25 protein-coding genes are annotated in these 25,045 nt (G+C 32.5%); 17 read left to right on the top strand and 8 right to left on the bottom strand.

Annotated features, from left to right (window positions below):
• Position 1: 1 nt before the first annotated feature.
• Complete coding sequence (locus J3U57_RS03500; protein ID WP_267343785.1) at positions 2-979, bottom strand: glycosyltransferase family 8 protein; 978 nt, start codon at positions 977-979, stop codon at positions 2-4.
• Positions 980-1,153: 174 nt separating this feature from the next.
• Between J3U57_RS03500 and J3U57_RS03495 the strand changes: the two genes are divergently transcribed.
• Complete coding sequence (locus J3U57_RS03495; RefSeq protein WP_267343786.1) at positions 1,154-2,113, top strand: glycosyltransferase family 8 protein; 960 nt, start codon at positions 1,154-1,156, stop codon at positions 2,111-2,113.
• Between the two features lie 7 nt (positions 2,114-2,120).
• On the opposite strand, the gene J3U57_RS03490 is transcribed toward J3U57_RS03495, so the two are convergent.
• The 3 genes from J3U57_RS03490 to J3U57_RS03480 form a co-directional block, all read right to left on the bottom strand.
• Positions 2,121-2,786, bottom strand: a complete 666-nt coding sequence (locus J3U57_RS03490) for a sulfatase-like hydrolase/transferase (RefSeq protein ID WP_267343787.1) — start codon at positions 2,784-2,786, stop codon at positions 2,121-2,123.
• A 79-nt stretch (positions 2,787-2,865) separates the two neighbouring features.
• Complete coding sequence (locus tag J3U57_RS03485) at positions 2,866-3,264, bottom strand: hypothetical protein (RefSeq protein WP_267343788.1); 399 nt, start codon at positions 3,262-3,264, stop codon at positions 2,866-2,868.
• Positions 3,265-3,750: 486 nt separating this feature from the next.
• Positions 3,751-4,692 carry a glycosyltransferase family 8 protein gene (locus J3U57_RS03480; RefSeq protein ID WP_267343789.1) on the bottom strand — a complete coding sequence of 314 codons (942 nt, stop codon included), beginning with the start codon at positions 4,690-4,692 and terminating at the stop codon, positions 3,751-3,753.
• Positions 4,693-4,824: 132 nt separating this feature from the next.
• On the opposite strand from J3U57_RS03480, the gene J3U57_RS03475 reads away from it, so the two are divergent.
• The 4 genes from J3U57_RS03475 (at position 4,825) to tsaB (ending at position 9,724) form a co-directional block, all read left to right on the top strand.
• Complete coding sequence (locus tag J3U57_RS03475) at positions 4,825-5,802, top strand: glycosyltransferase family 8 protein (protein ID WP_267343790.1); 978 nt, start codon at positions 4,825-4,827, stop codon at positions 5,800-5,802.
• Positions 5,803-5,813: 11 nt separating this feature from the next.
• Positions 5,814-6,785 (top strand): glycosyltransferase family 8 protein, encoded by a 972-nt coding sequence (locus J3U57_RS03470; RefSeq protein ID WP_267343791.1) that lies wholly within the window; start codon positions 5,814-5,816, stop codon positions 6,783-6,785.
• 332 nt (positions 6,786-7,117) lie between these two features.
• Positions 7,118-9,028 carry an ATP-dependent DNA helicase gene (locus J3U57_RS03465; RefSeq protein ID WP_267343792.1) on the top strand — a complete coding sequence of 637 codons (1,911 nt, stop codon included), beginning with the start codon at positions 7,118-7,120 and terminating at the stop codon, positions 9,026-9,028.
• A gap of 15 nt (positions 9,029-9,043) precedes the next feature.
• Complete coding sequence (tsaB, locus tag J3U57_RS03460; protein ID WP_267343793.1) at positions 9,044-9,724, top strand: tRNA (adenosine(37)-N6)-threonylcarbamoyltransferase complex dimerization subunit type 1 TsaB; 681 nt, start codon at positions 9,044-9,046, stop codon at positions 9,722-9,724.
• Between the two features lie 44 nt (positions 9,725-9,768).
• Here tsaB and J3U57_RS03455 read toward each other — a convergent pair whose 3' ends face one another.
• Positions 9,769-10,035 carry a GrxA family glutaredoxin gene (locus tag J3U57_RS03455; RefSeq protein WP_065634979.1) on the bottom strand — a complete coding sequence of 89 codons (267 nt, stop codon included), beginning with the start codon at positions 10,033-10,035 and terminating at the stop codon, positions 9,769-9,771.
• A gap of 485 nt (positions 10,036-10,520) precedes the next feature.
• Between J3U57_RS03455 and J3U57_RS03450 the strand changes: the two genes are divergently transcribed.
• The 4 genes from J3U57_RS03450 (at position 10,521) to J3U57_RS03435 (ending at position 13,434) form a co-directional block, all read left to right on the top strand.
• The gene (locus J3U57_RS03450; protein WP_267343794.1) at positions 10,521-11,198 is read left to right on the top strand and encodes a DUF2884 family protein; all 678 of its coding nucleotides are present in this window, start codon (positions 10,521-10,523) and stop codon (positions 11,196-11,198) included.
• An 80-nt stretch (positions 11,199-11,278) separates the two neighbouring features.
• On the top strand, positions 11,279-12,130 hold the full coding sequence (gene folD / locus J3U57_RS03445) for a bifunctional methylenetetrahydrofolate dehydrogenase/methenyltetrahydrofolate cyclohydrolase FolD (protein ID WP_267343795.1): 852 nt from the start codon (positions 11,279-11,281) through the stop codon (positions 12,128-12,130).
• A gap of 67 nt (positions 12,131-12,197) precedes the next feature.
• Positions 12,198-12,689, top strand: a complete 492-nt coding sequence (ppiB, locus tag J3U57_RS03440) for a peptidylprolyl isomerase B (RefSeq protein WP_065634976.1) — start codon at positions 12,198-12,200, stop codon at positions 12,687-12,689.
• A complete protein-coding gene (locus J3U57_RS03435; RefSeq protein WP_267343796.1) occupies positions 12,682-13,434 on the top strand; it encodes a UDP-2,3-diacylglucosamine diphosphatase in 753 nt (250 codons plus the stop codon). Before ppiB ends, J3U57_RS03435 begins: the two co-directional genes overlap by 8 nt.
• Here the strand turns inward: J3U57_RS03435 and modC are convergent.
• Genes modC through modA form a run of 3 tightly spaced genes read right to left on the bottom strand, consistent with a single transcriptional unit; the run spans position 13,413 to position 15,553 of the window.
• Complete coding sequence (modC, locus tag J3U57_RS03430) at positions 13,413-14,093, bottom strand: molybdenum ABC transporter ATP-binding protein (protein ID WP_267343797.1); 681 nt, start codon at positions 14,091-14,093, stop codon at positions 13,413-13,415. The genes J3U57_RS03435 and modC overlap by 22 nt on opposite strands.
• Positions 14,094-14,099: 6 nt before the next feature.
• On the bottom strand, positions 14,100-14,789 hold the full coding sequence (gene modB, locus J3U57_RS03425; protein WP_267343798.1) for a molybdate ABC transporter permease subunit: 690 nt from the start codon (positions 14,787-14,789) through the stop codon (positions 14,100-14,102).
• Between the two features lie 8 nt (positions 14,790-14,797).
• Complete coding sequence (modA, locus tag J3U57_RS03420; protein ID WP_416379560.1) at positions 14,798-15,553, bottom strand: molybdate ABC transporter substrate-binding protein; 756 nt, start codon at positions 15,551-15,553, stop codon at positions 14,798-14,800.
• A 379-nt stretch (positions 15,554-15,932) separates the two neighbouring features.
• On the opposite strand from modA, the gene J3U57_RS03415 reads away from it, so the two are divergent.
• The 8 genes from J3U57_RS03415 to glnK all read left to right on the top strand — a co-directional run bounded on the left by J3U57_RS03415 (position 15,933) and on the right by glnK (position 25,028).
• Positions 15,933-16,712: a TOBE domain-containing protein gene (locus J3U57_RS03415; protein ID WP_267343799.1), complete on the top strand. Its 780-nt coding sequence runs from the start codon at positions 15,933-15,935 to the stop codon at positions 16,710-16,712.
• A gap of 12 nt (positions 16,713-16,724) precedes the next feature.
• A complete protein-coding gene (gene modF / locus J3U57_RS03410; protein ID WP_267343800.1) occupies positions 16,725-18,185 on the top strand; it encodes a molybdate ABC transporter ATP-binding protein ModF in 1,461 nt (486 codons plus the stop codon).
• A 394-nt stretch (positions 18,186-18,579) separates the two neighbouring features.
• Positions 18,580-20,583: an excinuclease ABC subunit UvrB gene (uvrB, locus tag J3U57_RS03405; protein WP_267333150.1), complete on the top strand. Its 2,004-nt coding sequence runs from the start codon at positions 18,580-18,582 to the stop codon at positions 20,581-20,583.
• Between the two features lie 26 nt (positions 20,584-20,609).
• Positions 20,610-20,960: a RidA family protein gene (locus tag J3U57_RS03400; RefSeq protein WP_267343801.1), complete on the top strand. Its 351-nt coding sequence runs from the start codon at positions 20,610-20,612 to the stop codon at positions 20,958-20,960.
• 214 nt (positions 20,961-21,174) lie between these two features.
• On the top strand, positions 21,175-21,675 hold the full coding sequence (gene purE, locus J3U57_RS03395) for a 5-(carboxyamino)imidazole ribonucleotide mutase (RefSeq protein ID WP_267333148.1): 501 nt from the start codon (positions 21,175-21,177) through the stop codon (positions 21,673-21,675).
• 1 nt (position 21,676) lies between these two features.
• Entirely contained in the window at positions 21,677-22,753 is a 1,077-nt protein-coding gene (gene purK / locus J3U57_RS03390; RefSeq protein ID WP_267343802.1) for a 5-(carboxyamino)imidazole ribonucleotide synthase, read from the top strand.
• A 29-nt stretch (positions 22,754-22,782) separates the two neighbouring features.
• On the top strand, positions 22,783-24,270 hold the full coding sequence (gene dgt / locus J3U57_RS03385; RefSeq protein WP_267343803.1) for a dGTPase: 1,488 nt from the start codon (positions 22,783-22,785) through the stop codon (positions 24,268-24,270).
• Between the two features lie 419 nt (positions 24,271-24,689).
• Entirely contained in the window at positions 24,690-25,028 is a 339-nt protein-coding gene (glnK, locus tag J3U57_RS03380; RefSeq protein WP_065634965.1) for a P-II family nitrogen regulator, read from the top strand.
• The last annotated feature ends 17 nt before the right edge of the window (positions 25,029-25,045 follow it).

Genomic DNA, 25,045 nt, shown 5'->3' with positions numbered 1-25,045 from the left:
ATTACTTTTTAAGAAATAATTTATATTTTAAATAGATAATATAATAATAAACAAATTTTGAATAGAATTTCTGTTTAAATAGATATTTAGCATAGTTTCTAATTGATGAACTATCACCACTTAAAGGTAATGGCTCATCTTTCCAGGGAGAGAGAGCTAAATAGTCGTTAAAAATTTCAGAAAGATAGACTTTATACCAAGGTTTATTTTGTGAAATATAGTGTAATATAACAGTATAGGGCCTTATCTCTTTTTCCTGATGGGCATCGATAGAAATTTTTATTTTAGTATTAAACTTTATTGGTAATAATAGTGTCTTATTTTCCAGTAAAATATTTAAAACATCTTGATCGGCAAACTTATAAATATTTCCATCATTTATCATAGTTAGTGCTTTTTCAGAAATATTTTCTTCACACCATTTCTTGGTATTTATTAACAAAACTCCAGCATTAAAGTATTTTGTTGAATCAATATTATACATTTTGCTAATAGTTTGCTGCATATCTTTAGTATCACTAATTACGCCTGCAATATAATTGTCAATATTGTATTCAGTTATTTTATTTAATGATTGTAAACAAATTATGTCACTATCAAGATAAATTAATTGATCCGTTACTGAAACGAGAAGTTTTGGCATAATAAAGCGAATACAAGTTGATACCGTTGGAATATGCAAAACTAATGTTTTGGGATTGATAATAAAATTATTATTTAAGTAATAAAGTGTAATTGATACATTATCAAATATTAACTCTTTAAATTTTAATATATTTGCATCAGAAACATTATCAATAAAAAGGTGAAAATTAAGATTATAATTTGGAGTATTTTTAATTACAGACAATATTGCAACTCCCGCTGGTAGTGCATAATTATTGTCAAAACCTAAGGCAATATGTAAAGTTGGATATTCTGGATTACAATTATTAATAAGTGGTTTTATTTCATCAATGAAGTCATTGGCATCAAGCATGTAATTTAATCTAGTAATAAAATATTTAATAATTATATAGTTAATTTTTCTTAAAATATAGGTATAAATTTTTTTATTAAGTAGTATAAATTTAAATATTGATAATATTAAATAAATTTACACATAGCTACATTTTATTTAAAATAAAACAAATCCTTCTCAAAAAAATAATAAATGTTTAATTCAGAAAAATATATTAGTGAAGTACAAGTTTTTTCGCAAACAAACAAAAAAAATTCAGAAATCATTAATATTGCATTAGCTTTCGACAATAATTATGCAATGCCTGCGGGAGTAACTATTTCCTCTGTCATTTGTAATAACCCTGATGTTTGTTTATGTTTTCATCTATTTGTAAATACAATATCACCGGATAATATAGAAAGATTCAAGCGACTAGTTAGTGACACTTGTTGTATAAAAATATACTATTTGAATGATAATTTTCAAATTAATTCGGAAACATTGGTTTTAAATTATTTATCCATTATGTCATGTGTTAGATTTATCATTCCTGATATTTTAAAAGAACAAACTAAACAGTTTATCTATATGGATAGTGATATTTTATGTTTAAAATCAATGAATACATTGTTTCATATAGATCTTGCAAACAATATTGCTGGTGTTGTCTCTGATGATAGTGTAATGAAAAATGCGATTAAAGATTTATATTCCATCAACTCTGACAAATATTTTAACGCTGGAGTATTGGTTATTAATACCCAACTGTGGGCAATAAATAATCTTACTGAAAAATGTATGAAAATGATAAATGATGGAAATATCTATCGTTTTGCCGATCAAGATGTTTTAAACATTTTATTAGAAAATAAAACAACCCTCTTACCTATAAAATATAATACGAAAATTCACATAAGTGTTTCTTGTAAAGAAGAGCAATTAATCGCACCCTATACAGTTTTATTACATTATGTTACAGGGTATAAACCTTGGTACCAAACATTTGATTCTAATTTATTCAAAAAGTATTTTAATTTATCTCCATGGCGTGATACAAAACGCCCTTTGGCATTAAAAAGATCATGGCTACGCCATTTTGCTAAATATAATTTTAAGAAGGGTAAAATAGCAACGGCTTTAAAATTTTACTATCTAATAAATTCATTATAAAACAATACTAGGGTTGGTATTGTTTTATAATGTCGTTATATTCGTAAGATTTCCCATCTACTGATAATATTAGATCTTTGTTAATAAAGGATGGATCAATATTTACAGAATAACCAAGTAAATTACTTAATAAATAAACAAGATTAGATGTATTTATCGTTTTGTTTTCATTTCGGTAACTTTCGGTTTCCTGACAAGGATAATTATCATAAGATGAATATATCATTAGTGGAATTTCAAATTGGTTACTAAATTCTTTGGATTTTCTCAATAATCCATGTCCCAAGTTAACTATTTCGCCATGATCGGGTGTATAAATTAAAATAAAATCATCTAATTTTTCTTTTAAAATGGTATAAATTTCTTTTATGACTCGATCTGTATGGTGAATTGTTCGATCATAATCATCGCCATCAGGTAAACTTATCTTATCAACTTCATCATACCCAAGTTTGTAAGGTTTATGACTCCCAGCTAAGTGAACGACAATGAAATTTTTTTCATTATTTTGAAAATTGGTTTCAATTAATTGTTTAGGTAACTCTAGATCGTCTTTTAAATCTTCTACAAATATATTACTTAGTTTGGCAATAATTGAATATTTACTACTATGGGGTCCTGATTCACCATTTTTTGATATCCATGATGTTTTATAGCTTTGATTGTTCGCCATTTCTATTATATTTTTTTACTTCTAGTAATGGTTGTTCGTCATTTGGTTTGGCGAATGAGAATAACATAGGGATTGAATCTCAAGTGATAGAAGCAGGAGAATGAACTTCTGGTACTATGCAGCTATTTGATTGAGTAAAAATATTGTGCATTTCTGGTGTTGTATTTTTATTATATCCATAAATGCTATGTCGCCCTTTATAGGCTGATTCACCTAAAATGAAAATAATATTTTTATATTTGTTAAATGTATTTTCATTATGTAAATTTACGATTGAATGATTAAAGTTTTCGTGCTCAATGACGTTTGTATATTTTTCGCTAAAACCCAAATAATCAATGACTAAAATAATCGAATTACCAATTACTACTGGGTATTTTACACGTACAGATTTATTTATTGAAAAAAAAGGATCGACCTGAAATTCAACAACATGTCGCTTATCTGATAAATAGTAGTATAGAGTGTTTTTAAACAAGAAAAAGCAACAGACACAAATTATTGATCAATATAATATTCTATTTTTTAAAGATATTTTTATTTTATTAAAAATAAAATAGGTATAAGTGAATGAAAAAATAAAAGCGGGTAGTATGATTGCAAAAAATTCATGTTGAATCATTAAGTAACTTTGATTGGTATCATTTTCCAAAGCCGTTTTCAAAAGTGATTCAGTGATATGGCCATATCGAAAATTAAAAAATAGTTCAATGCCTAAAATAAAATTGAATAACCCAAATATCATTAATCTTATTAACTTAACTTTCGGGGAAATAAATAAAAACAGAAAATAAACTAGAAACGTATAACTAAAATTTTTTAATTTATCGACATTTATTATGTAATATGTGGCAAAAATAATTGCAAAGTATATAAAAATAAGAAAATTTTGTTTTGTTAGAATTATGATATTTAGACTCTTTATTTTGGGCATGAAATATAACCTTTTTACATTTTCCTTAATTTAATGACGATTTAATTTTTTATATAAATACATTATGTAACTTTTCACTCCCTTAACTATCGCCCCTTTTCGAAACAATTGTTTGGCATAAACTCTATAATCAACCGCTCTCATTTTATTTTTGTAAGATTTTAAGACATCATTACTCCATGGCGTGAAATGTTTATAGAATTGATATAAATTTTGTGACAAACCTTCATGCTCGATGTACCACATTTTTCTAGGGCCCGTGAAATGAATAAAGTAAGGTAATGTCTCTTTATTATCGAAAAAAGTCTCTTTTTGTTTATCTGTCATCCAAGTAAATAAATAATTCCATTTAGCGTCAATTATTTTTATGTGATCTTGTAACACAATATTTAAGGCATCTTGATCGGCATATTTTAAATCTTTATTTTTATACAATATCTCATTTGTTTTATCTTCGACATTAAATTTCATCCAATTTTCAATGTTAATGTAAAGTACGCCAGCATTAAAATAACTATTAGATTTTATATTTAATCGAATTGCATTAGGATCTTGTTTTTCTTGCATTGAGTCTAAACTTGCGGCACAAATAATATTGTTAATATTAATTTTATTAATAGCAGAGATATTTGAAAAACATAATACATCAGCATCAAGATATAGTAATTTATCGACTTTACCTGACAACAACCTAGGGACCATGAGACGAATGAAAGTTGAATTTGAGATGTGGCTTGTTGAAAATTTATGCTGATATTGATTCATTTCATCTTTTTTTATTTCATAAATAGTAATTAGAGAAGATGTTTTTTTTAGTTTTTCGATATCTTCATTTTTTACATCATATAAAAAAACATGAAATTGAAGTTTTTCAGTTAAATTATTTAAAATAATGGATTTTATTGAAACTGATACATGTTCCAAGTAGTTAGAATCTGTACAATAAGCAATGTTGATAATTTCTTTGTCCATATTGGATTTTACTTTATATAGTTCACTTCATTCAGTTATTAAATTATAAAATTAATTATATATTCATAGTTTAGATTAAGGTATGTTACAATATTTTTAGTTATTTCTCCATAACCTAAAAAACAGTATAAGATGAAAGAAAATCTTTTTGTCAGTAAAATGACAACATTATTCAACAATACCCTCGAATCTTTACCCACTTTGCACATCGCTTTTTGTTTTGATGATAACTATGCTATGCCGGCTGGCATTGCAATGTCATCAGTGATAGTAAATAACCCCGATAAAAATCTAGTTTTCCACTTATTTGGTAATCATGTTTCAAATGAAAAAATTCTAAAATTTAATGAATTAAAAAAAACAAATGTTTCTATCATTTATTACGAAATTAGTGATGATTTTTCAATTAATCCCGACACATTGGTTTTACATGTGTCAGCATCGACTTGTTTGCGCTTTGTTGTTCCTCAAATTTTGAACAAAGTGACTTCTCGAGTGTTATATTTAGATTGTGATGTGCTTTGCACTGATAATCTTAATGAATTAATCAATACAGATTTAAATAATAAATATTCAGCTGTGGTGCCTGATGTAGATAAGACTCAAGAAAAACAGAGCACTGCATGTAATATTACTTATGGCGAATATTTTAATGCGGGTATGATTTATATCAATACAGATATGTGGGTAGAAAACAACTTAACCGATAAAGCATTTACTATGATAAATAGCGGTAAAGTCTATAAGTTTGCTGATCAGGATGTATTGAACATTTTAATGAAAGGTAAAACAGTATTTTTACCTCGACGATTTAATAATATAACTGCACTCACTGTTGGTGGAAAAGAGGATGATTTAGTTGGACAACGTTCTGTTATTATTCATTATGTTACCGGCAATAAACCTTGGTATCGATTGTATCTAACGCCACTTTATCAACAGTATCTGTTATTATCACCTTGGGCAAATGATAAACTATTACTAGCCAATGAGAATGCACCGTCGACAACAAGACGTTATGCCAAAATGCTTGCTAAGGAGCATAAATATTTTTCAGCTTTTAAATATTATTTATTGTATTTAAAACATAAAGCTTTTAAAAAACACTAAAGGTTTATTTTGTGATTGATGTTGATAAATTTATTACTACAAAAAATGAATTATTATCTAACTTTATTAACAATGAAGATGTATTACATATTCTTTTATGTTTTGATGATAATTATGCCTTACCTGCTGGTGTAAATATTATTTCAGTTATCGAAAATAATAAAAAATATCAGCTTCATTTTCATTTGTTTACACACAGTATTTCAGATGGAAATAGAAAAAAATTTGCTTCAATAAACTCTAATAACGTTAATATAACTGAATATGTTATCAATGATCATTTTCAAGTTGATCATAAAAATACAGAGCAATTTCCAATTTCTGCATGTGTTCGATTAATTGCCCCTATGATTTTGAAACATGTCACTGACAGATTACTTTATATTGATAGTGATACACTTTGTCTTAAGTCTTTGGAATTTATCAATGAAACTAATTTAGATTCGGCAATTATTGCTTCTGTTGCCGATGTCGCTTATATGCAAGAGTCTCAATGCGTTAAATATAATATTGCCTTTGGTTCTTATTTTAATTCAGGTGTCATGTTAATTAATATTCCGTTATGGTGTCAGGAAAATATTACCTCTAAAACATTACAATTATTAAATAGTGGTAAAAAATATCAATTTCCAGACCAAGATGTATTAAATATTGCTATAGGTGAACGAAGAGTGATATTAGAAAATAGATTTAATAATCTATTAGCATTATCAATTAATGGAAATGAAGATGCTATGGTGCAAGACAATACGGTAATAATTCATTACATTACTAAAAATAAACCTTGGCATGAACCTTATCGATCTAAATTATTTGATTATTATTTAGAAAAATCACCATGGAAAAATGCCTCTTTAATCCCCTATAACAATAAAAAGACCTCATCAATTCGGGCATACTCTCGGTTGATGTTCAAGCAAAAAAAATATTTGGCGGGAATTAAACATTATCTTATTTATTTAAAAACAAAATTAAAAAAATAATATACTATTTTTTTATTGGTTTTAACGGTAAATCAGGATTACAGTTTTAAAAGTTGATTTTTTTATGGTTATTCGATGAGTGAGTAATAGTTATATATTTTATTATATTAAAATAGCGTATCTATTACCGACCATGGTTAGATATATCTTTTTTCGGTGGTTACTGGTATAGTATACAACTTATTTTAGTCGTTAGTTGTTCAATTCAGTTACAATAAATCCATCATAATTTTGATGATGAAATCATTTTATTCTGACGTTATTCCTGAAATATTTTTCTTAATTTTATTGATGTGTTGAACTTATCTTATTCATTAGTAGGTGCATGTTAAGTGGTTGATGATTTTGCCGAGAATGGTTTACTGGCGAAAGCAATAGATGGTTTTGTGGCAAGAGAGCCGCAGCGCAATATGGCCAATAAAGTCTCGGAATCAATAAAAAAACAACGCTCTCTTGTAGTTGAAGCTGGCACAGGAACCGGTAAAACTTTTGCTTATCTTGTTCCCGCTCTTCGTAGTGATAAAAAAGTTATTCTATCTACTGGATCAAAAAATCTTCAAGAACAGTTATATAGTAAAGATTTGCCAATTATCAAAAAGGCGTTAAATTTTACAGGTAAAATAGCATTGCTTAAAGGTCGAGCTAATTATCTTTGTTTGGAACGTTTATATCATCAATATGCTGCCGCGGGGGACCTTGATAAAACGTTAAGGGTTGACTTAGCCCGTGTTAAAAATTGGTCGATTAAAACTAAAGATGGTGATATTAGCAAATGTACAACTGTAACTGAAGACAATCTGATTTGGCCATTATTAACCAGCACTAATGATAATTGCTTAGGAAGTGATTGTGAACATTATAATGATTGTTATGTTGTTAAAGCCCGTAAACGAGCGTTAAATGCTGATGTAGTTGTAGTTAATCATCATCTCTTTTTGGCTGATGTTGTTGTAAAAGACACGGGATTTGGCGAATTGATTCCTAAAGCCGATGTTATGATTTTTGATGAAGCTCATCAATTGCCGGATCTGGCTTGTCACTATTTTGGCCAACAATTGACTAGTCGTCAACTTTTTGATCTTGCTAAAGAAATTAACCTCACTTATCGCACTGAAGTAAAAGATATGTCGCAACTACAACAATGTGCAGATAAATTACAAAAATGTACTCAAGATTTACGTCTAGCAATTAATCAGCAATCGCCAAAAGGTAATTTGCGTTATTTATTTCATCAAGAAGACGTTAAAAAAGAATTATCTTATCTCATTGATGCGTTAACTTTTTGTCATGAAGTATTGCAATTGGCTGTTGGACGTTCTTCAACATTAGATAACTGTTTTGAAAGAGTCGGTCAATACAGCATGTTATTAAAGCGATTACAGCAAACCGATGTAACAGGATTCAGTTATTGGTATGAAAGTAGTTATAACTATTTTGTTTTTGCTTTAACGCCATTATCGGTGGCGGATAAATTTACAGAACTATTAGCAGAACGTAAAGGCAGTTGGATTTTTACTTCAGCAACGCTTTCTGTCAATAATCAATTAGATTATTTTACTAAACGTTTAGGTTTAACCGATGCCGATTCACTTATTTTAGAAAGTCCTTTTGATTATATACATCAAACGGTTTTATGTGTACCTCGTTATATTCCATCGCCAAATGAACAAGGAAATGCTGAAAAATTAGTTGATATCTTATTGCCAGTCATAGAAGCAAACAAAGGGCGTTGCTTCTTTTTATGCACTTCATATGCAATGATGCATGCTTTAGCTAAACAGTTTCGAGAATTGACAAAACTCCCCGTTTTAGTACAGGGTGAAACCAGTAAAATCAAATTGTTAGATCAATTTATCCACAGTGGTAATGCACTATTAATTGCAACAAGTAGTTTTTGGGAAGGAATTGATGTTAGGGGAGATACTTTGTCTTGTGTTATTATTGACAAACTCCCTTTTACATCACCTGATGATCCGTTAATTAAAGCCCGTATGGAAGATTGTCAAATGCAAGGTGGTGATGCCTTCAACGAAGTGCAGTTACCTGAAGCGGTGATTACTTTAAAACAGGGCGTAGGGCGATTAATTCGTCATCATAATGATCGCGGTGCAATTATAATCTGTGATAATCGTTTAGTTATGCGACCTTATGGTGCAACATTTATTAACAGTTTACCACCATCACCAAGAACACGTGATATAAACAAAGTTAAAGAATTTTTATTAAAAAAAGTTAACGGATAAAAAATTGGAAAAAACATGAGTACTATTTTAGCCATTGATACCTCAACAGAAGCTTGTTCAGTAGCTTTACTCTATTGTAATGAAATTACGCACGATTTTAAAATATCGGCCCGCGATCATACCAAACAAATTTTACCGATGATTGATAATATTCTTAAACAATCTAACTGTTCCCTGTCACAAATTGATGCAATTGCGTTTGGACAAGGGCCGGGTAGTTTTACGGGTGTACGTATTGGTATTGGTGTTGCTCAAGGGTTAGCATTAGGCATTAATAAACCCATGATAGGGGTATCAACGTTAATGACTTTAGCTCAAGGTGCTTATCGAACCAATCATGCAACGCACGTTTTAGCCGCCATTGATGCTAGAATGAGTGAGGTGTATTTAGGGCAATACCGTTATGAGCATAATCAATGGCAAGCTATGATTCCAGAATGCGTAATTGCACCTAAATGCGTTTTTGACAAAGTAGAAAATCTTAGTAGCGATACCTACAGTGCGGGAACCGGCTGGCAAACCTATCCTGATATGATAAACACTATCAAGCAAAGTGATATACTATTACCCCATGCTCAAGATTTGGTTGTTTTAGCTCAACAAAAATGGCAAAACAATGAATGGGTTTCGGTAGAGGATGTTGAACCGACCTATTTGCGCAATGAAGTCACTTGGAAAAAGCTTCCCGGTCGATAAAATAAAAGCCACAAACTGTGGCTTTTATTTTAGTAGATTACTTTTTATTCTTTAAAAAGTCCCAAATGCTCTTTTGCATAAGCTTCAAAATCTGTACAACCACCAATTGGTTTTTCATCAATGAAAATTTGTGGAACGGTTTCGACAGGTTTACCCACGCTTTTAGACAGATCTTCTTTAGTAATGCCTTCTTCGTTTATATCAACATAACGATAAGAAAAATCATCACGTTCTTGTGATAACTTTTCAGCTAATTCTTTAGCTCTTGAACAATATGGACAGCCCTGACGGCCAAAAATTACAGTATACATTTTTCACCTCTAATCATTTATTTAAGTTTATTTCACTATACTGAATTTTGATAGAAAAAAAAGCACTTAAACATAGTTAATTAAATAGATTATATCTATTGATAATAAATTTTGAAAGTAAATAGAACCTCAAATTTAATAATTAACATCAGATTGATTATTTATATGTCAATTTGAGCGTTATTGCGTTTAACGTGAATTTTATACTTTAGATGAAATAAGTTGTACTAAAATAAAACATCAACGCCACAAAATTAAAAATTATTCATGTAGTCGACAGTCATTTTGATTTTAGGCGAGATTTTTTAACATAAAAATAGATTAATATTTGTCTGTTTTGATCGGTTTCATTTTGCGAAAACTATCTATTAAAAATGATATTTCAAGTAGCTTAATATAAAATGGCATCTGGTTTATGCGTTTGTGTTCAATCTGTATCAAACGTAAAGTTTTTATTCAGTAAACTTATTAAATAGTGGGTATATATGTTAAAAAAATTATTGTTAATTCTATTAATATTCCCAGTTATCGCCGTAGCTAAACAAAAAGAATGCGCTGTTAAACCCTATTATGATATTACTATAACTGAAAAAAATGTGCGAATTTTCAATAAAAATAGTGATCTAACTATTTTATCTAATGGAAATGTCGAGCTCAATCAAAGCCCCGTTTTGCTAAATGCACAACAACAAAAACAGGCGTTAATGTTTCAAAAGAATATTAGGCAACAGCTACCACAACTTGAACAGCAGGCTTTAACTATGTTGTCTAGCGTTAAATTTAGTTTTGAAAATGCGATTAAAAATAAGCTTGGCAATGATAGTAAGTTACAAAGTGAATTAAATAAATTATACAAAAGATTAGTAAAATTGTTACACCAGTCGATTATTACGGAAAATGGTAGAACAGAATTTCACTATCAAAATTTTAATAATTTGAAAAAAGATGGCGAAGAGATAGGCCAACGAATTTTTTATAATGTTGTGGGGGGGAGTCTAGTCAATTTTAACTTCTTTCAAAATTATGCCACAATCAATGAAATTTCAAAAAATGAATGGAAAGCACAAAAGCCAAAACTTAAGGCTTTTGATGCCCATATTTGTTCAGTTATTACTGATATAAATAATCAATATCAGCAAATATTAAGCGAACTCGAGCATTGATAAATAAGTCAATAGACATTGATACAAACTTTTGCGAAAATAGCCTATCTTAAACGATAGAATGAAAGACATAGAGATTTATGACAGCACGTATAATTGATGGCAAACAGTTAGCTCAGCAAATTAGAAATGACATTGCAAATAAAGTAAAAGAACGCGTCGCTAAAGGATTATCTATTCCTGGACTTGCTGTTATCCAAGTTGGTTCGGATCCGGCTTCAAAAATTTATGTGCAAAATAAACAAAAAGCATGTGATGAAGTTGGTTTTGCATCATTTGCTTATGATTTTCCTCAATCAACGACCGAAGCTTTGTTAACACTGATTGACGAGCTCAATGAGCGTAGAGATGTTCATGGTATCTTAGTGCAACTTCCGTTACCTGATAATATCGATAAAACTAAAGTCCTTGAACGGATCCATCCAAGTAAAGATGTTGACGGTTTTCACCCATATAATATCGGACATTTACTACAAAGAGACCCAATTTTACGTCCTTGTACGCCTTATGGCGTCGTGAAAATGTTACAATCAACAGGCGTCAATTTATCTGGGCTGAATGCTACGGTTGTAGGCGCGTCGAGTATTGTTGGGCGGCCAATGGCATTAGAACTGTTATTATTAGGTTGTACAACGACTATTACCCATAGCCGTACTATAGATTTAGCTAAACATGTAAGCAATGCTGATATTGTTGTTGCCGGTGTTGGAATAGCTAATTATGTAAAAGGTGAGTGGATAAAACCAGGTGCAATAGTGATTGATGTTGGTATTAATCGATTACCAAATGGTAAGCTTGCTGGTGATGTAGAGTTTGAAACTGCCGTTGAGCGAGCTGGATGGATAACGCCAGTTCCAGGCGGTGTTGGCCCTATGACTGTCGCTATGCTTATGAGTAACACCCTTGAAGCATGTGAAAAATTTAGTCATTGATTTGATAGATTCGATGAATTTTGGATTGGTAGATGTACATTAAAAAAATGGAAATAAGGAACATTTTATGATTATATTTCACACTTCTTTAGGTGATATTAAAATTAAAACCTTCGATAATGAAGCGCCAGAAACGGTTAAAAATTTTGTTGAATATTGCAAAGAGGGTTTTTACAACAACACTGTATTTCATCGTGTGATTAATAATTTTATGATTCAAGGTGGTGGTTTTGAACCCGGTATGAAACAGAAAAAAACCAAAGCACCTATTAAAAATGAAGCTGATAATGGTCTGAAAAATGATCGGGGTACTTTAGCGATGGCTCGCACCTCTGATCCTCATTCAGCGACTGCACAGTTTTTTATTAATGTAGTGGATAATGATTATTTGAATTATCGATCACCTGATGTAAATGGTTATGGTTATTGTGTATTTGCGCAGGTTGTTGATGGTATGGATGTGGTAGATAAAATTAAAGCAGTCAAAACAGGTCGAAGTGGCATGCATTCCGATGTGCCTGTTGAAGATGTGATTATCAAGAGTGTAACGGTTGAATAATCCTACTCGTTATTTTATTGCAGATATTCATCTTACTGATAATGAACCTGCTCACGATCATTTTGATATAACAGCAGGTTTTTTATCTTTCTTAGACAGTTTACCCGATCACTGTGAACTTTATATTTTAGGTGATCTTTTTGACTATTGGATTGGAGACGATGTCAATTCAATCTTACATAGTAAAATTGCCGATGCGCTAAATGAACTTTCTAACCGACATATAAAAAAATATTTTGTACATGGTAATCGTGATTTTTTATTAGGTAAAAAATATGCTAATGCCTGTGATATGACAATATTGCCAGAGATTAATTGTTTACCTAATCAAGATAGCAATATTATATTTTTGCATGGTGATGTGTTATGTCTTGATGATCCACAATATCAAAAATTCCGTAAAGTAATGCATAAAAAATGGTTACAAACCCTTTTTTTATTATTGCCACTTCGTATTCGTTTAAAAATAGCAGGTAAACTACGTCAAGAAAGCAGTGCACATAATCAAATCAAGTCAGAAAATATTATGGATGTTAATCAAGATGCCGTTGAAAACATGATGAGCAATTATAATGCTAACATAATGGTACATGGTCATACGCATAAACCGGCAACTCATCATTTTTTTATTAACAATCAGCCAGTAACTCGTCTGGTCCTTGGGGCTTGGCATGACGGTATATCTTTTATTAAGCAAGAAGCGAACAGTAATATTTTAAAACTTTATAACCACTCTTTTAAATAATCAGTTTGTAAAATGCTATCTTTTTCGCCAAAATCTCTTAATTTGCCTTGTTCTAAGATTAATACATAGTTGGCGATACGCTTAACTTCATTTATGTTATGGGTGACGTAAATGACGGGTATTTTTATTTCATTAATTAACTGGTCGATATAACTTAACAGCTCTTTTTTTCTCGGCATATCCAGGGCTGATAATGGTTCATCCATTAATAATAATTGTGGGTTAGTTAATAACGCTCGTCCAATAGCAACACGTTGTTTTTCTCCGCCAGATAGCATGGCAGGATAACGATTTAATAAATGACCAATATTAAGTACTTCAATCATTTCATCTAATTTTTGCGAACTAAGTTTTTTTATACCATAAGTTAAGTTTTTCAACACCTTATAGTGAGGAAACAACAAAGCATCTTGAAAGACGGTCGCAATGTTTCGTTTTTCAGGCGGAATAAAAATATTTTGAGTGGTGGCAACCAACGTCACTTGGTTAAGCGAGATATTGCCATGGTCAGGTTTAATCAGTCCATTAATAAGATTTATTAAAGTTGATTTTCCCGAGCCTGATACGCCTAAAATTGCTGTCACTCCTTGGCAAGGTATTGAGTGTTTAAATTCAAATGCAAAGGAAGATAGTTGTTTTTTTACATCTATTTCTAACATAACTCATTATCCAAATAATTTCTTCTTGTGCCAACGATTGAGCATTTCGGATAAAAATAGTGCCGCCAAAGACAACACAATGGATATTATACATAACCTCAATGCAGCATGTTCGCCATTAGGCATTTGTAACAGCGTATACATAGCAAGCGGTAGTGTTCGCGTTTCACCTTGAATATTAGAAACAAAAGTAATAGTTGCACCAAATTCACCTAAACATCTTGCAAAACCTAATACAATCCCCATTAAAATGCCAGGAAATGCTAATGGTAGCGTAATTGTTATAAATACTTTTAATGGATTTGCACCTAATGTTCGAGCAACACATTCTAAACGTAAATCGATGGATTCAATTGCTAGACGAATGGAGCGAACCATCAATGGAAATGCCACAACTGCCGATGCTAATGCGGCACCTTGCCAATTAAAACTAAAGCTTATCTGTAAATAATAACTTAACCACTCCCCTATAAAGCCATGTCGTCCCATGGTTATTAGCAGCAAATAACCTAAAACGACAGGGGGTAAAACTAGAGGCAAATGCACAATACTATCAAAAAGTGATTTACCTAAAAATTGGCATCTAGCTAAAATCCATGCAGTCAAAATACCAATTGGTAAACTGAATAAAATTGCAGCCCCCGCGATTTTTAAGCTCAGTAGCAGTGTTTGCCATTCATATTCGGTCAATATCATGATTTTTATTATTTTGTTACAAAACCATATTTTTCAAATATGCGTTTAGCTTCAGGTGATTTTAAATATTGATAAAACTCTTTCGCTTCGGGTTTTAACAATGCTATTGGGTACTCAATAGGATCAAATGAGTTAGCAGGAAAAACACCAATGATTTTGACTTTATCACTAACTTTTGCATCTGTGCTATATACAATGCCTAATGCAGCTTCGTTACGTTCAACCAGCATTAACGCATCACGTACATTACTTGCTGGTGCAAATTGTGGAGCTAATTTATCAAATACACCTAAATAAGTTAAGGATTCTTTGGCATACAATCCAGCCGGAACATGATCAGGATCGCCAATCGCTAATCTTTCTGTTTTAGGTAAAATTGCATTCCAGTCAGTGCTACTATTAATATCGATTTTTTCTAATTTTGACTGTTTTGGTGCGATTAATACTAAAGAATTTTTAAGTAAATCTTCTTTGTTTTTAACTAAATTATGTTCTATTAAATAAGTCATCCATTTTTGATCTGCTGACATAAAAATATCAGCGGGCGCACCTTGTTCGATCTGTTTGGCTAATACCGATGACGAAGCGAACGAAAATATAATTTCCTGATTTTTGTGATTTGTTTTATATTCAGCTGCAATATCTTGCATCGCATTGGTTAATGATGCCGCTGCAAATAGGGTTACTTTTTCAATAGCTAAAGTGGAAAATGTGGTTAATAAGGTTGTTATCATTAAAAAAATGTTAATACGTGTTTTCATCATATCCCTCACGCTAAAAATAACTTATGTAATTTTGTAAATTGATGATGATGCGTAAAGCGGTAACTAAGATTTAACATAAAAATCGATAATTAAAACCGCTATTATATCGCTCACTCATCAGATGCATCATATTATAATAAACTTTCCGTTATATAAAATAAAATATATCGATAAATTGATAAACCTTTTCCAGATTTAATCATAAGTTAATGATTGTAAATTGGATTGTTCACAATAACTTAATTATATAATTGATCTAAGAGATCGTTGAAAAGAACATAATTCACTTGACGTAAGTTTTTTGAAGGTCGTTGAAAAAACGTCTACAATAATTGAAATTATCTGAATAAGATGTTTTTCAGTTTATCAAGGTGGTGTCATGAGCTTTTCTCCAGAAATTTTATTAACTATAAATTCAAATCAGCAATTATTTACTGATCCAAGGCGTATAGCATTACTTAAAGCCATTGACCAAACCGGTTCTTTAAGCCAAGCCGCCAAATCAATTGGCATAAGCTACAAAACAGCTTGGGATGCAATAAGCGAAATTAATCGTTTAGCGCCTACGCCATTTTTGATAACGATAACTGGAGGTAAAAATGGTGGGGGAACCAAACTCAGTGCTTATGCCGTCAGATTTATTCAACTTTATGATCTTTTGACTCACATACAGCATAACGCGTTTAATATTTTAAGTGATGATAACGTTCCCCTGGATGATATTTTAAAAGCTACGGCAAAATTATCATTACAAACCAGTGCACGTAATCAATTATATGGCAGTGTTAAACGGATTGAGACCAATAACATTGCCGGTTTTATTACGGTTTTGCTTGGCGATAATCAAACGGAATTAAAAGCTTATATAACTCACAAAAGTCTCGAAAGGTTAAAGTTAACTATGGACAAGACTGTGCTACTGTTAATTAAAGCTCCCTTGATTGAATTAAATGATTCGCTTGAAAATTGTTTATCAGTAACAGTTGAGAAAGTCACAACAGATGGTGAGTGGACTGAAATTGCCTTTTGTTTAGCATCAGGTATGATGCTTTATGCAAGTAAATTAACGAATACAGTTAAAGATTATGCATTAGTTGCAGGCAAAAAGCTGACAATATCAATTGATCCTCAGCATATTATTGTTGCTACATTAGTTTAATTTGAGGTATTTATGTTACATATTGAACACGCACACTATAAAATTAATGATCATAAAGTTTTTGTTATCGAATCATTAACCATCAATCAGGGGCATAGTGTTGCTTTTGTTGGGCGTAATGGCAGCGGTAAATCAGTTTTAGCTAAAGCATTAGCCGGTGAACAACCGTTGCTATCGGGTAATGTGATTAATGAGTTTGAATCAATAGCGTATATTTCTTTTGAACAATTACAAAAGTTGGTCGATGAAGAATGGAAGCGCAATAATACTGATATGCTCAGTGAAGGCGAAAATGATACAGGATTAACGACATCGCAAATCATACAGGAATTTAAAACAGATGAAGAGCGATGTTTACAGTTGGCTAAACAGTTTGGTATTAGTCAGCTGCTGACTAGAAAATTTAAATACTTGTCAACAGGTGAAACACGAAAAACGCTAATTTGCAAAGCGTTAATGTCAAATCCCGATTTATTAATTTTAGATGAACCTTTTGAGGGTTTAGATGTTTTATCGCGTGAAAATTTAGCCGATAAGCTTGGTGAATTGTCTAAACAGGGGGTAACAATCGTATTAGTATTAAATCGTTTTAATGAAATTCCCATTTTTATTGAAGATATTGGTCTGCTTGTTGACTGTCAGCTCTTGAAATTTGGTAGCAAAGCAACAATATTAAATGACGAAACAGTTAAACAGCTAGCTGATCTAGAAAGCTTACCCAATGTACCTTTACCTGATGCAGATGTGCCTTCCGCTGCATTATCCAACGAAATTGATCGTGTGGTTTTAAATAATGGCTATGTCCATTACGATGATAAAGCTATTATCGATGGGTTAACTTGGCGGGTAAAAGCGGGTGAAAACTGGCAAATAGTTGGACCTAATGGTGCAGGTAAATCAACGCTATTAAGTTTAATTACCGGTGATCATCCTCAAGGATACAGTAATGATCTAACATTATTTGGTCGTAAACGAGGTTCAGGTGAAACTATTTGGGACATTAAAAAGCATATTGGCTATGTTAGTAGTAGTTTACACCTTGATTATCGTGTCAGTTCCAGCGTTAAAACAGTACTCGTTTCGGGTTTTTTTGACTCAATTGGTGTCTATCAAGCCACAAGCGATAAACAAGCAAAGCTAGCCGATGAATGGCTTAAATTGTTAGGATTATACACACAAGCTGATAAGCCTTTTCAATCTCTATCGTGGGGGCAGCAACGATTAGTGCTAATAGCTCGTGCTTTAGTTAAACATCCAACCTTGCTGATTTTAGATGAACCATTGCAAGGATTAGATCATCTTAACCGAGAATTAGTCAAAGGTTGGATAGATCGATTAATCAAGGAAGGAAACACGCAATTATTGTTTGTGTCGCATCATGCCGAAGATGCGCCAAAATGTATCACTCATCGTTTAACTTTTGTTCCTAATTTCGATCTCAGCTATCAATACCAAATTGAGACACTTAAGTAATCATTAGTTAATAGCTATTAAAATCAGTATTAAAAATAGAAATAATCAATAAAAAAAACGTATTTTAATCATGAAATTTTTACTTGATTATTGAAAAAAGTTTATAACGGTTATACTTAGAGAGTTATCCCCGATGCCTGTGGATAACTCTGTGAATAGTTTATTGAAAAACGCTCAAACTTCAATAACCATCAGGTTTTAGCTTGGTTTGGTTACAAGTTAAGCATGAATTTGTATTTTATTATTAATCAATTAGTTATCTTAAATCAAGTTATCTTTTCAAGGTGTGTTTGGTGAGTTTTTAAGTTAACTGAACAAAAAATATAAGATTTTAAAAGGTCAAGTCTTTTTGGGGATAATTTTTATTAATAGGTAAAATATTAGGTCACAAGTAATGAAAAAATTTAAATTATGTTCTGAATTTAAACCTGCTGGCGATCAACCTGAAGCCATTAGACGAATAAGTCAAAATCTTGATGACGGTATTGCCCATCAAACATTATTAGGTGTAACGGGGTCGGGTAAAACCTTTACTATGGCAAATGTTATTGCTCAGCATAATCGTCCAACAATTATTTTGGCGCCAAATAAAACGTTAGCCGCCCAATTATATGGTGAAATGAAAGCGTTTTTTCCTGAAAACGCGGTTGAGTATTTTGTCTCTTATTATGATTATTATCAGCCTGAATCTTATGTGCCATCAACCGATACTTTTATCGAGAAGGATGCGTCGATCAATGAACATATTGAACAGATGCGCCTTTCGGCCACTAAATCACTATTGGAGCGTCGCGATGTTGTGATTGTTGCATCGGTATCAGCAATTTATGGTTTGGGAGCGCCCGAGACCTATATGGCGATGATTTTGCACCTGACTAAAGGCACCATTACCGATCAACGCTCAATCTTAACCAGATTGGCTGAACTACAATATACTCGCAATGAAATGGGTTTTAGTCGTGGTACGTTTAGAGTAAGAGGTGATGTGATTGATATTTTTCCTGCCGATTCAGACGAGTTAGCTGTACGAGTTGAACTGTTTGATGATGAAGTAGAACGCATTACTATGTTTGATCCTTTAACAGGCAGTAGTGTTAATGATGTCTCGCGGATTACTATTTATCCAAAAACCCATTATGTTACACCAAGAAACATTATGGAAAACGCTATTGCTGAAATTAAGCAAGAACTTAAAGAACGACAAAAAGTATTGTTAGAGAATAATCGCCTGTTAGAAGAGCAGCGCTTAACTCAGCGAACACTATTTGATATTGAAATGATGACTGAACTTGGGTACTGTTCAGGTATCGAAAACTATTCCCGCTTTTTATCTCAGCGTAAACCCGGTGATCCGCCTGCAACCTTATTCGATTATTTACCTGCTGATGGTTTACTGTTTATTGATGAATCACACGTTGCAATACCACAAATTGGTGCAATGTATAATGGCGACCGTTCACGTAAATTAAATTTAGTTGAGTATGGATTTCGTTTACCGTCAGCACTGGATAACCGTCCATTGAAATTCACGGAATTTGAAAACATTATGCCACAAACTATTTATGTTTCGGCAACGCCAGCTAAATACGAGATTGAAAAATCAGGTGGTGAAATTATTGAACAAGTAGTGAGACCGACTGGTTTATTAGATCCGATTATTGAAGTTCGCCCTGTCGCGACTCAAGTTGATGATCTTTTATCCGAAATTAAAATTCGAATGGAAAACGAAGAGCGGGTATTAGTAACAACACTAACCAAACGTATGGCTGAAAACTTAACAGATTATTTATCCGAGCATAATGTGAATGTGAAATATTTACATTCCGATATCAATACGGTTGAACGGATGGAAATTATTCGTGATTTACGCTTAGGTAAAGTTGATGTATTGGTTGGTATAAACTTATTACGTGAAGGATTAGATATTCCTGAGGTGTCGTTAATTGCTATTTTGGATGCGGACCGAGAAGGCTTTTTGCGTTCAGAAAGTTCACTCATTCAGACAGTTGGACGTGCAGCCCGAAATGTAAATGGTAAAGCCATATTGTATGCTGATAAAATCACGCCAGCTATGCAAAAAACCATTGATGAAACAGCCCGTCGTCGTAAAAAACAGGAAGATTTCAATCAAGCTCATGGTATAACACCAAAATCAGTACGCAAAGAGATTAAAGATATTTTAGATGCAGGATTAAGTACTAAAAAATCAACGGCTAAAGTACAAGCATTTGAACCGGGTAAACCTTATCATTATGTTTCTATAAAAGAAGTTCAAGCAAGGGTGAAAGAACTTGAAGCCATGATGTACGAAGCTGCTCAAAATCTTGAGTTTGAAAAAGCCGGTGTATTACGTGATGAAATAAAAAAATTACGTGCTGATTTTATTAAAGTCTCTTAAAAAACTCATCAAAAAAGGAAAACATGATGACAATTATTCGACTCGATCCACAAGACCGTTGGTCTGAAGCGGTTATTCACAATAATGTAATTTATTACACGAGTGTGCCAAGCAATTTAGTTAATAATGCCTATGAACAAACCAAAAGTGCTTTGGCTGAAATAGACAAAATTTTAGCTAGAGCAAACAGTGATAAAACCCGTATTTTAGATGCAACTCTATTTTTGGTAAACAAAAGCGATTTTGCTGCTATGAATAAAGCGTGGGACGAATGGGTTGCTCACGGCGATGCTCCCGTGCGCTGCACAGTCCATACCGGATTAATGAAAAGTGAGTATTTAGTCGAAATAAAAATCGTTGCAGCAGTGAAGGTTTAATGTTGTAAAATAAACAACTCAATAATAGTTGGTGAATAATTACTTGATTATTCTAGATAGACTAAAATGGTAATATTATTAGCTTATTTTAGTAATAATATTATCACTACTAGTGAGTTTTTCTTGTCATCTTACATATTGATTATTATCCCATTTGCTAAATTTTAGTGTATACTTTGAAAACTTTAAATTTCATCTATTGATATAATTTGCTATGCATACTCAAGCTAAAATTGCCATTGTAATGGGATCGAAAAGTGATTGGAGCACAATGCAACATGCTGCCGATATACTCGATACACTTACAGTTAGTTATCATGTTGAAATAGTTTCAGCCCATCGAACGCCTGATAAATTGTTTCAATTTGCTCAAGATGCTAAACGTCGAGGTTTTGATGTCATCATTGCTGGTGCTGGTGGTGCTGCTCATTTACCCGGTATGCTAGCGGCGAAAACACTGGTACCCGTATTAGGCGTACCCGTACAAAGTGCCACACTAAATGGTATTGACAGCTTATATTCCATTGTACAAATGCCTAAAGGTATTCCGGTTGGTACCTTAGCGATTGGTAAGGCTGGGGCTGCTAATGCTGCATTATTAGCTGTGCAAATTCTGGCTTTACATGATAAAGACATCTATCAACGATTATCAACTTGGCGTTTAAGTCAAACTGATGAAGTTTTAAATAACCCCGATCCAAGAGTCGATGCATAATATGATAACTAAATCAGTTTGTGTTTTAGGTAATGGTCAATTAGGCCGAATGTTAAAGCAAGCTGGCGAGCCATTAGGTATCCATGTTTTTCCTGTTGGTTTAGATGTCGATCCAGCAACGATTCCTTATCAAAATTCAGTCATTACTGCTGAAATTGAACGTTGGCCCGATACGCCTTTTACTCAGATTTTAGCTCAGCATGGGCATTTTATTAATCGGGATGTGTTTCCGATTATTGCCGATCGTTTGAGTCAAAAACAACTATTAGATGAACTTAATTTACCCACAGCTAAATGGTTTTTATTGAAAAATAGACAAGATTGGCCAACGCTCTTTCAACAGTTAGGTCAATTGTTAATTGTTAAACGTCGTACTGGTGGTTATGATGGTCGAGGTCAATGGCGTATAGCGATTGATGACGATATTGACGTACCTGAAGATATCTATGAACAAGCGATTGTAGAACAGGCAATTGCATTCGATAACGAATTATCATTGATTGGTGCTCGCAATGCGAAAGGTGAAACCGTTTTTTACCCATTGACGCATAATTTACATCAAGATGGTATTTTAAGAATGAGTATTGCTTTACCCGATAAAATGTCTGTATTACAAGCCAAAGCTGAAAAAATGTTATCTGCTATCATGCAAAAGCTCAATTATGTCGGTGTAATGGCAATGGAGTGTTTTGTTGTCGGTGAAAATCTATTAATCAATGAATTAGCACCAAGAGTCCATAACAGTGGTCACTGGACCCAAAATGGCGCTTCAATAAGCCAATTTGAGCTTCATTTACGGGCAATCTTGGGATTACCAATACCAAAGCCGAATGTTTTTGCGCCTTCTATCATGGTTAATCTGATTGGAACTGAGTTAAATTATGATTGGTTATCAATTGATTTAGTCCATTTACATTGGTACGAAAAAGAAGTGAGAACTGGTCGTAAAGTGGGTCACTTAAATTTAATTCACCCTCAAATATCAACATTGATCGATTCGTTAGATAAATTGTTACCTATGTTGCCTGTTGAATATCATCCAGCTATTTGTTGGGCAAAACAGCAATTTGAGTCGTGATAGCTTCGTTGAACGAAAAGGGTAGCGCCATGGTCAACTTTAGCAAAAAAATTAATTACCAACGTTATGCTAGTAAACAATATGACAGTTTAACAGATGAATATTCAGTTTTACGCTGTTTTGAAAGTGATCGTGGACGAATTATCAATTCTGCAGCTATAAGGCGCTTACAGCAAAAGACTCAAGTGTTCCCCCTTGAACGTAATTCAGTTGTCAGAAGCCGTTTGACGCATTCAATGGAAGTTCAACAAGTTGGGCGCTATATTGTTAAAGAAATTGTTAATCGTTTAATAAAAGCAGGACAATTAAAGGCGTTTGGTCTGGATAAATCGATTATGTCGATTGAAAGTTTAGTTGAAATGGCGTGCTTAATGCATGATATAGGTAATCCCCCTTTTGGTCATTTTGGTGAATCGGCAATTAATCAGTGGTTTACTTTACGACTAGGTCTTGATAAACCTTGCAGCTACAGTATTCTTGAAATAAACAAACAAGATGATGAGTTACTTGCTGAATTAAAACAAAAAATCCGCCAAGATTTGTCCAATTTTGAAGGGAATGCGCAAGCTATTCGTTTAGTTCATACGATTTTACGTCTTAATTTAACTTATTCTCAAATCGCCTCAATTGTTAAATATTCAAAACCCGCTTATTGGAATCATGCTGTACCGACTGAATTTGCTTATTTAATGAAAAAACCCGGTTTTTACTTATCGGAAGAGCCCTTTATCAATGAATTATATCAACAACTTGATATAAAACCTTTTCATCGTTACCCGCTAACCTACATTATGGAAGCGGCTGATGATATCTCATATTGCATAGCCGATCTTGAAGATGCCGTTGAAAAGAAAATCTTTACTGTACAACAACTTTATCAATATTTAAAACAAGCGTGGGGACCAGTTAAAACAGGTGATTTATTTGATGAAGTGATCAATCGGCCTTTTGATAATTTTAAGCAAATTGAGTCTACCGCTATTGGTATCGATGAGTTTTTTATGTATTTGCGAGTCAATACTATCAATAAACTTGTTCCCCATGCCGCAGAACGTTTTATTGAAAATATTGAAGCCATTTATCATGGCTCATTTAATCATGCATTGCTTGAAGATCACGACGCTGAATACAAACTCCTCAATATTTTTAAAACTGTTGGTTTTGAACATGTCTTCAATCATGAATCAGTTGAAAATCTTGAACTACAAGGTCATCGAATTATTACCGGTTTGCTCGATATTTATAGCCCCTTACTTGCGATGCCGGTTGAGGATTTTATTAAATTATCGACGACAGGCAATCACAAAAAATACCCAATAGAAACCCGACTATATCATAAACTATCCCATAAACATTGTGATGCTTACCAACAAGTTATTAGCAAACTTGATAAAAATCAGCCGGCTTTTGATTGTTGGGAATTTTATTACCGTTGTCGTTTAATTCAAGATTACATTAGTGGCATGACAGATCATTTTGCTTACGATGAATATCGTAAATTGATGGTCACATTCTAATTTAGTTAATTGATCAAAGTTTTAGCACCAAAAAAAAGCATAAGCACTACAATAGTGCATTAATTTTCAAACGCTATCGATAATCACAGTATTAGTATCAACATATCCAAACACCTCTAATTATATTGCTCACCCTCTTGAATATACAAAATGGTTGAAATGAGAGTTGGTGTCGTTAATGTTTTGGCCAGAGAGTGAGTATTGATGACGCTTTATTATTTGATTTTGCTCATTGAGTTAACTTGTTTTCGGTTTGATTTCAACATTTTTATTCCTATCAATTGACATTAACACTATGAATTACATCGTTATTCTTATTAATAAATATAGTCAAAAACTACAAATTGAAATTTCTGGCATAAGCTTTGCATAAGTTTTGCATAAGTTCGGTTATCCACCCTATTAATGAGGAGCAATTGATGAAATTAGTGACTGTTGTTATTAAACCTTTCAAATTAGAAGAAGTGAGAGAATCATTATCCAATATTGGCATTACGGGATTAACCGTAACTGAAGTTAAAGGATTCGGGCGTCAAAAAGGGCATGCCGAACTTTATCGTGGTGCTGAATATAATGTTAACTTCTTACCTAAAGTAAAAATTGATTTAGCAATCAGTGACGAACAGCTTGATGAAGTGATTAATACTATTACTAAAGCGGCTTATACCGGCAAAATAGGCGATGGCAAAATCTTTGTGACGCCACTTGAACATGTGGTTCGGATTCGTACCGGTGAAACGGATGAGTCAGCATTATAATTATAAAAGGATATCAT

The organism is Gilliamella sp. B3464 (genome assembly GCF_026536145.1).
In the GTDB taxonomy this organism is placed as follows: domain Bacteria; phylum Pseudomonadota; class Gammaproteobacteria; order Enterobacterales; family Orbaceae; genus Gilliamella.
The sequence above is the reverse complement of the archived record's forward strand: the minus strand, read 5'-3'. Positions and strand labels throughout refer to the sequence as shown.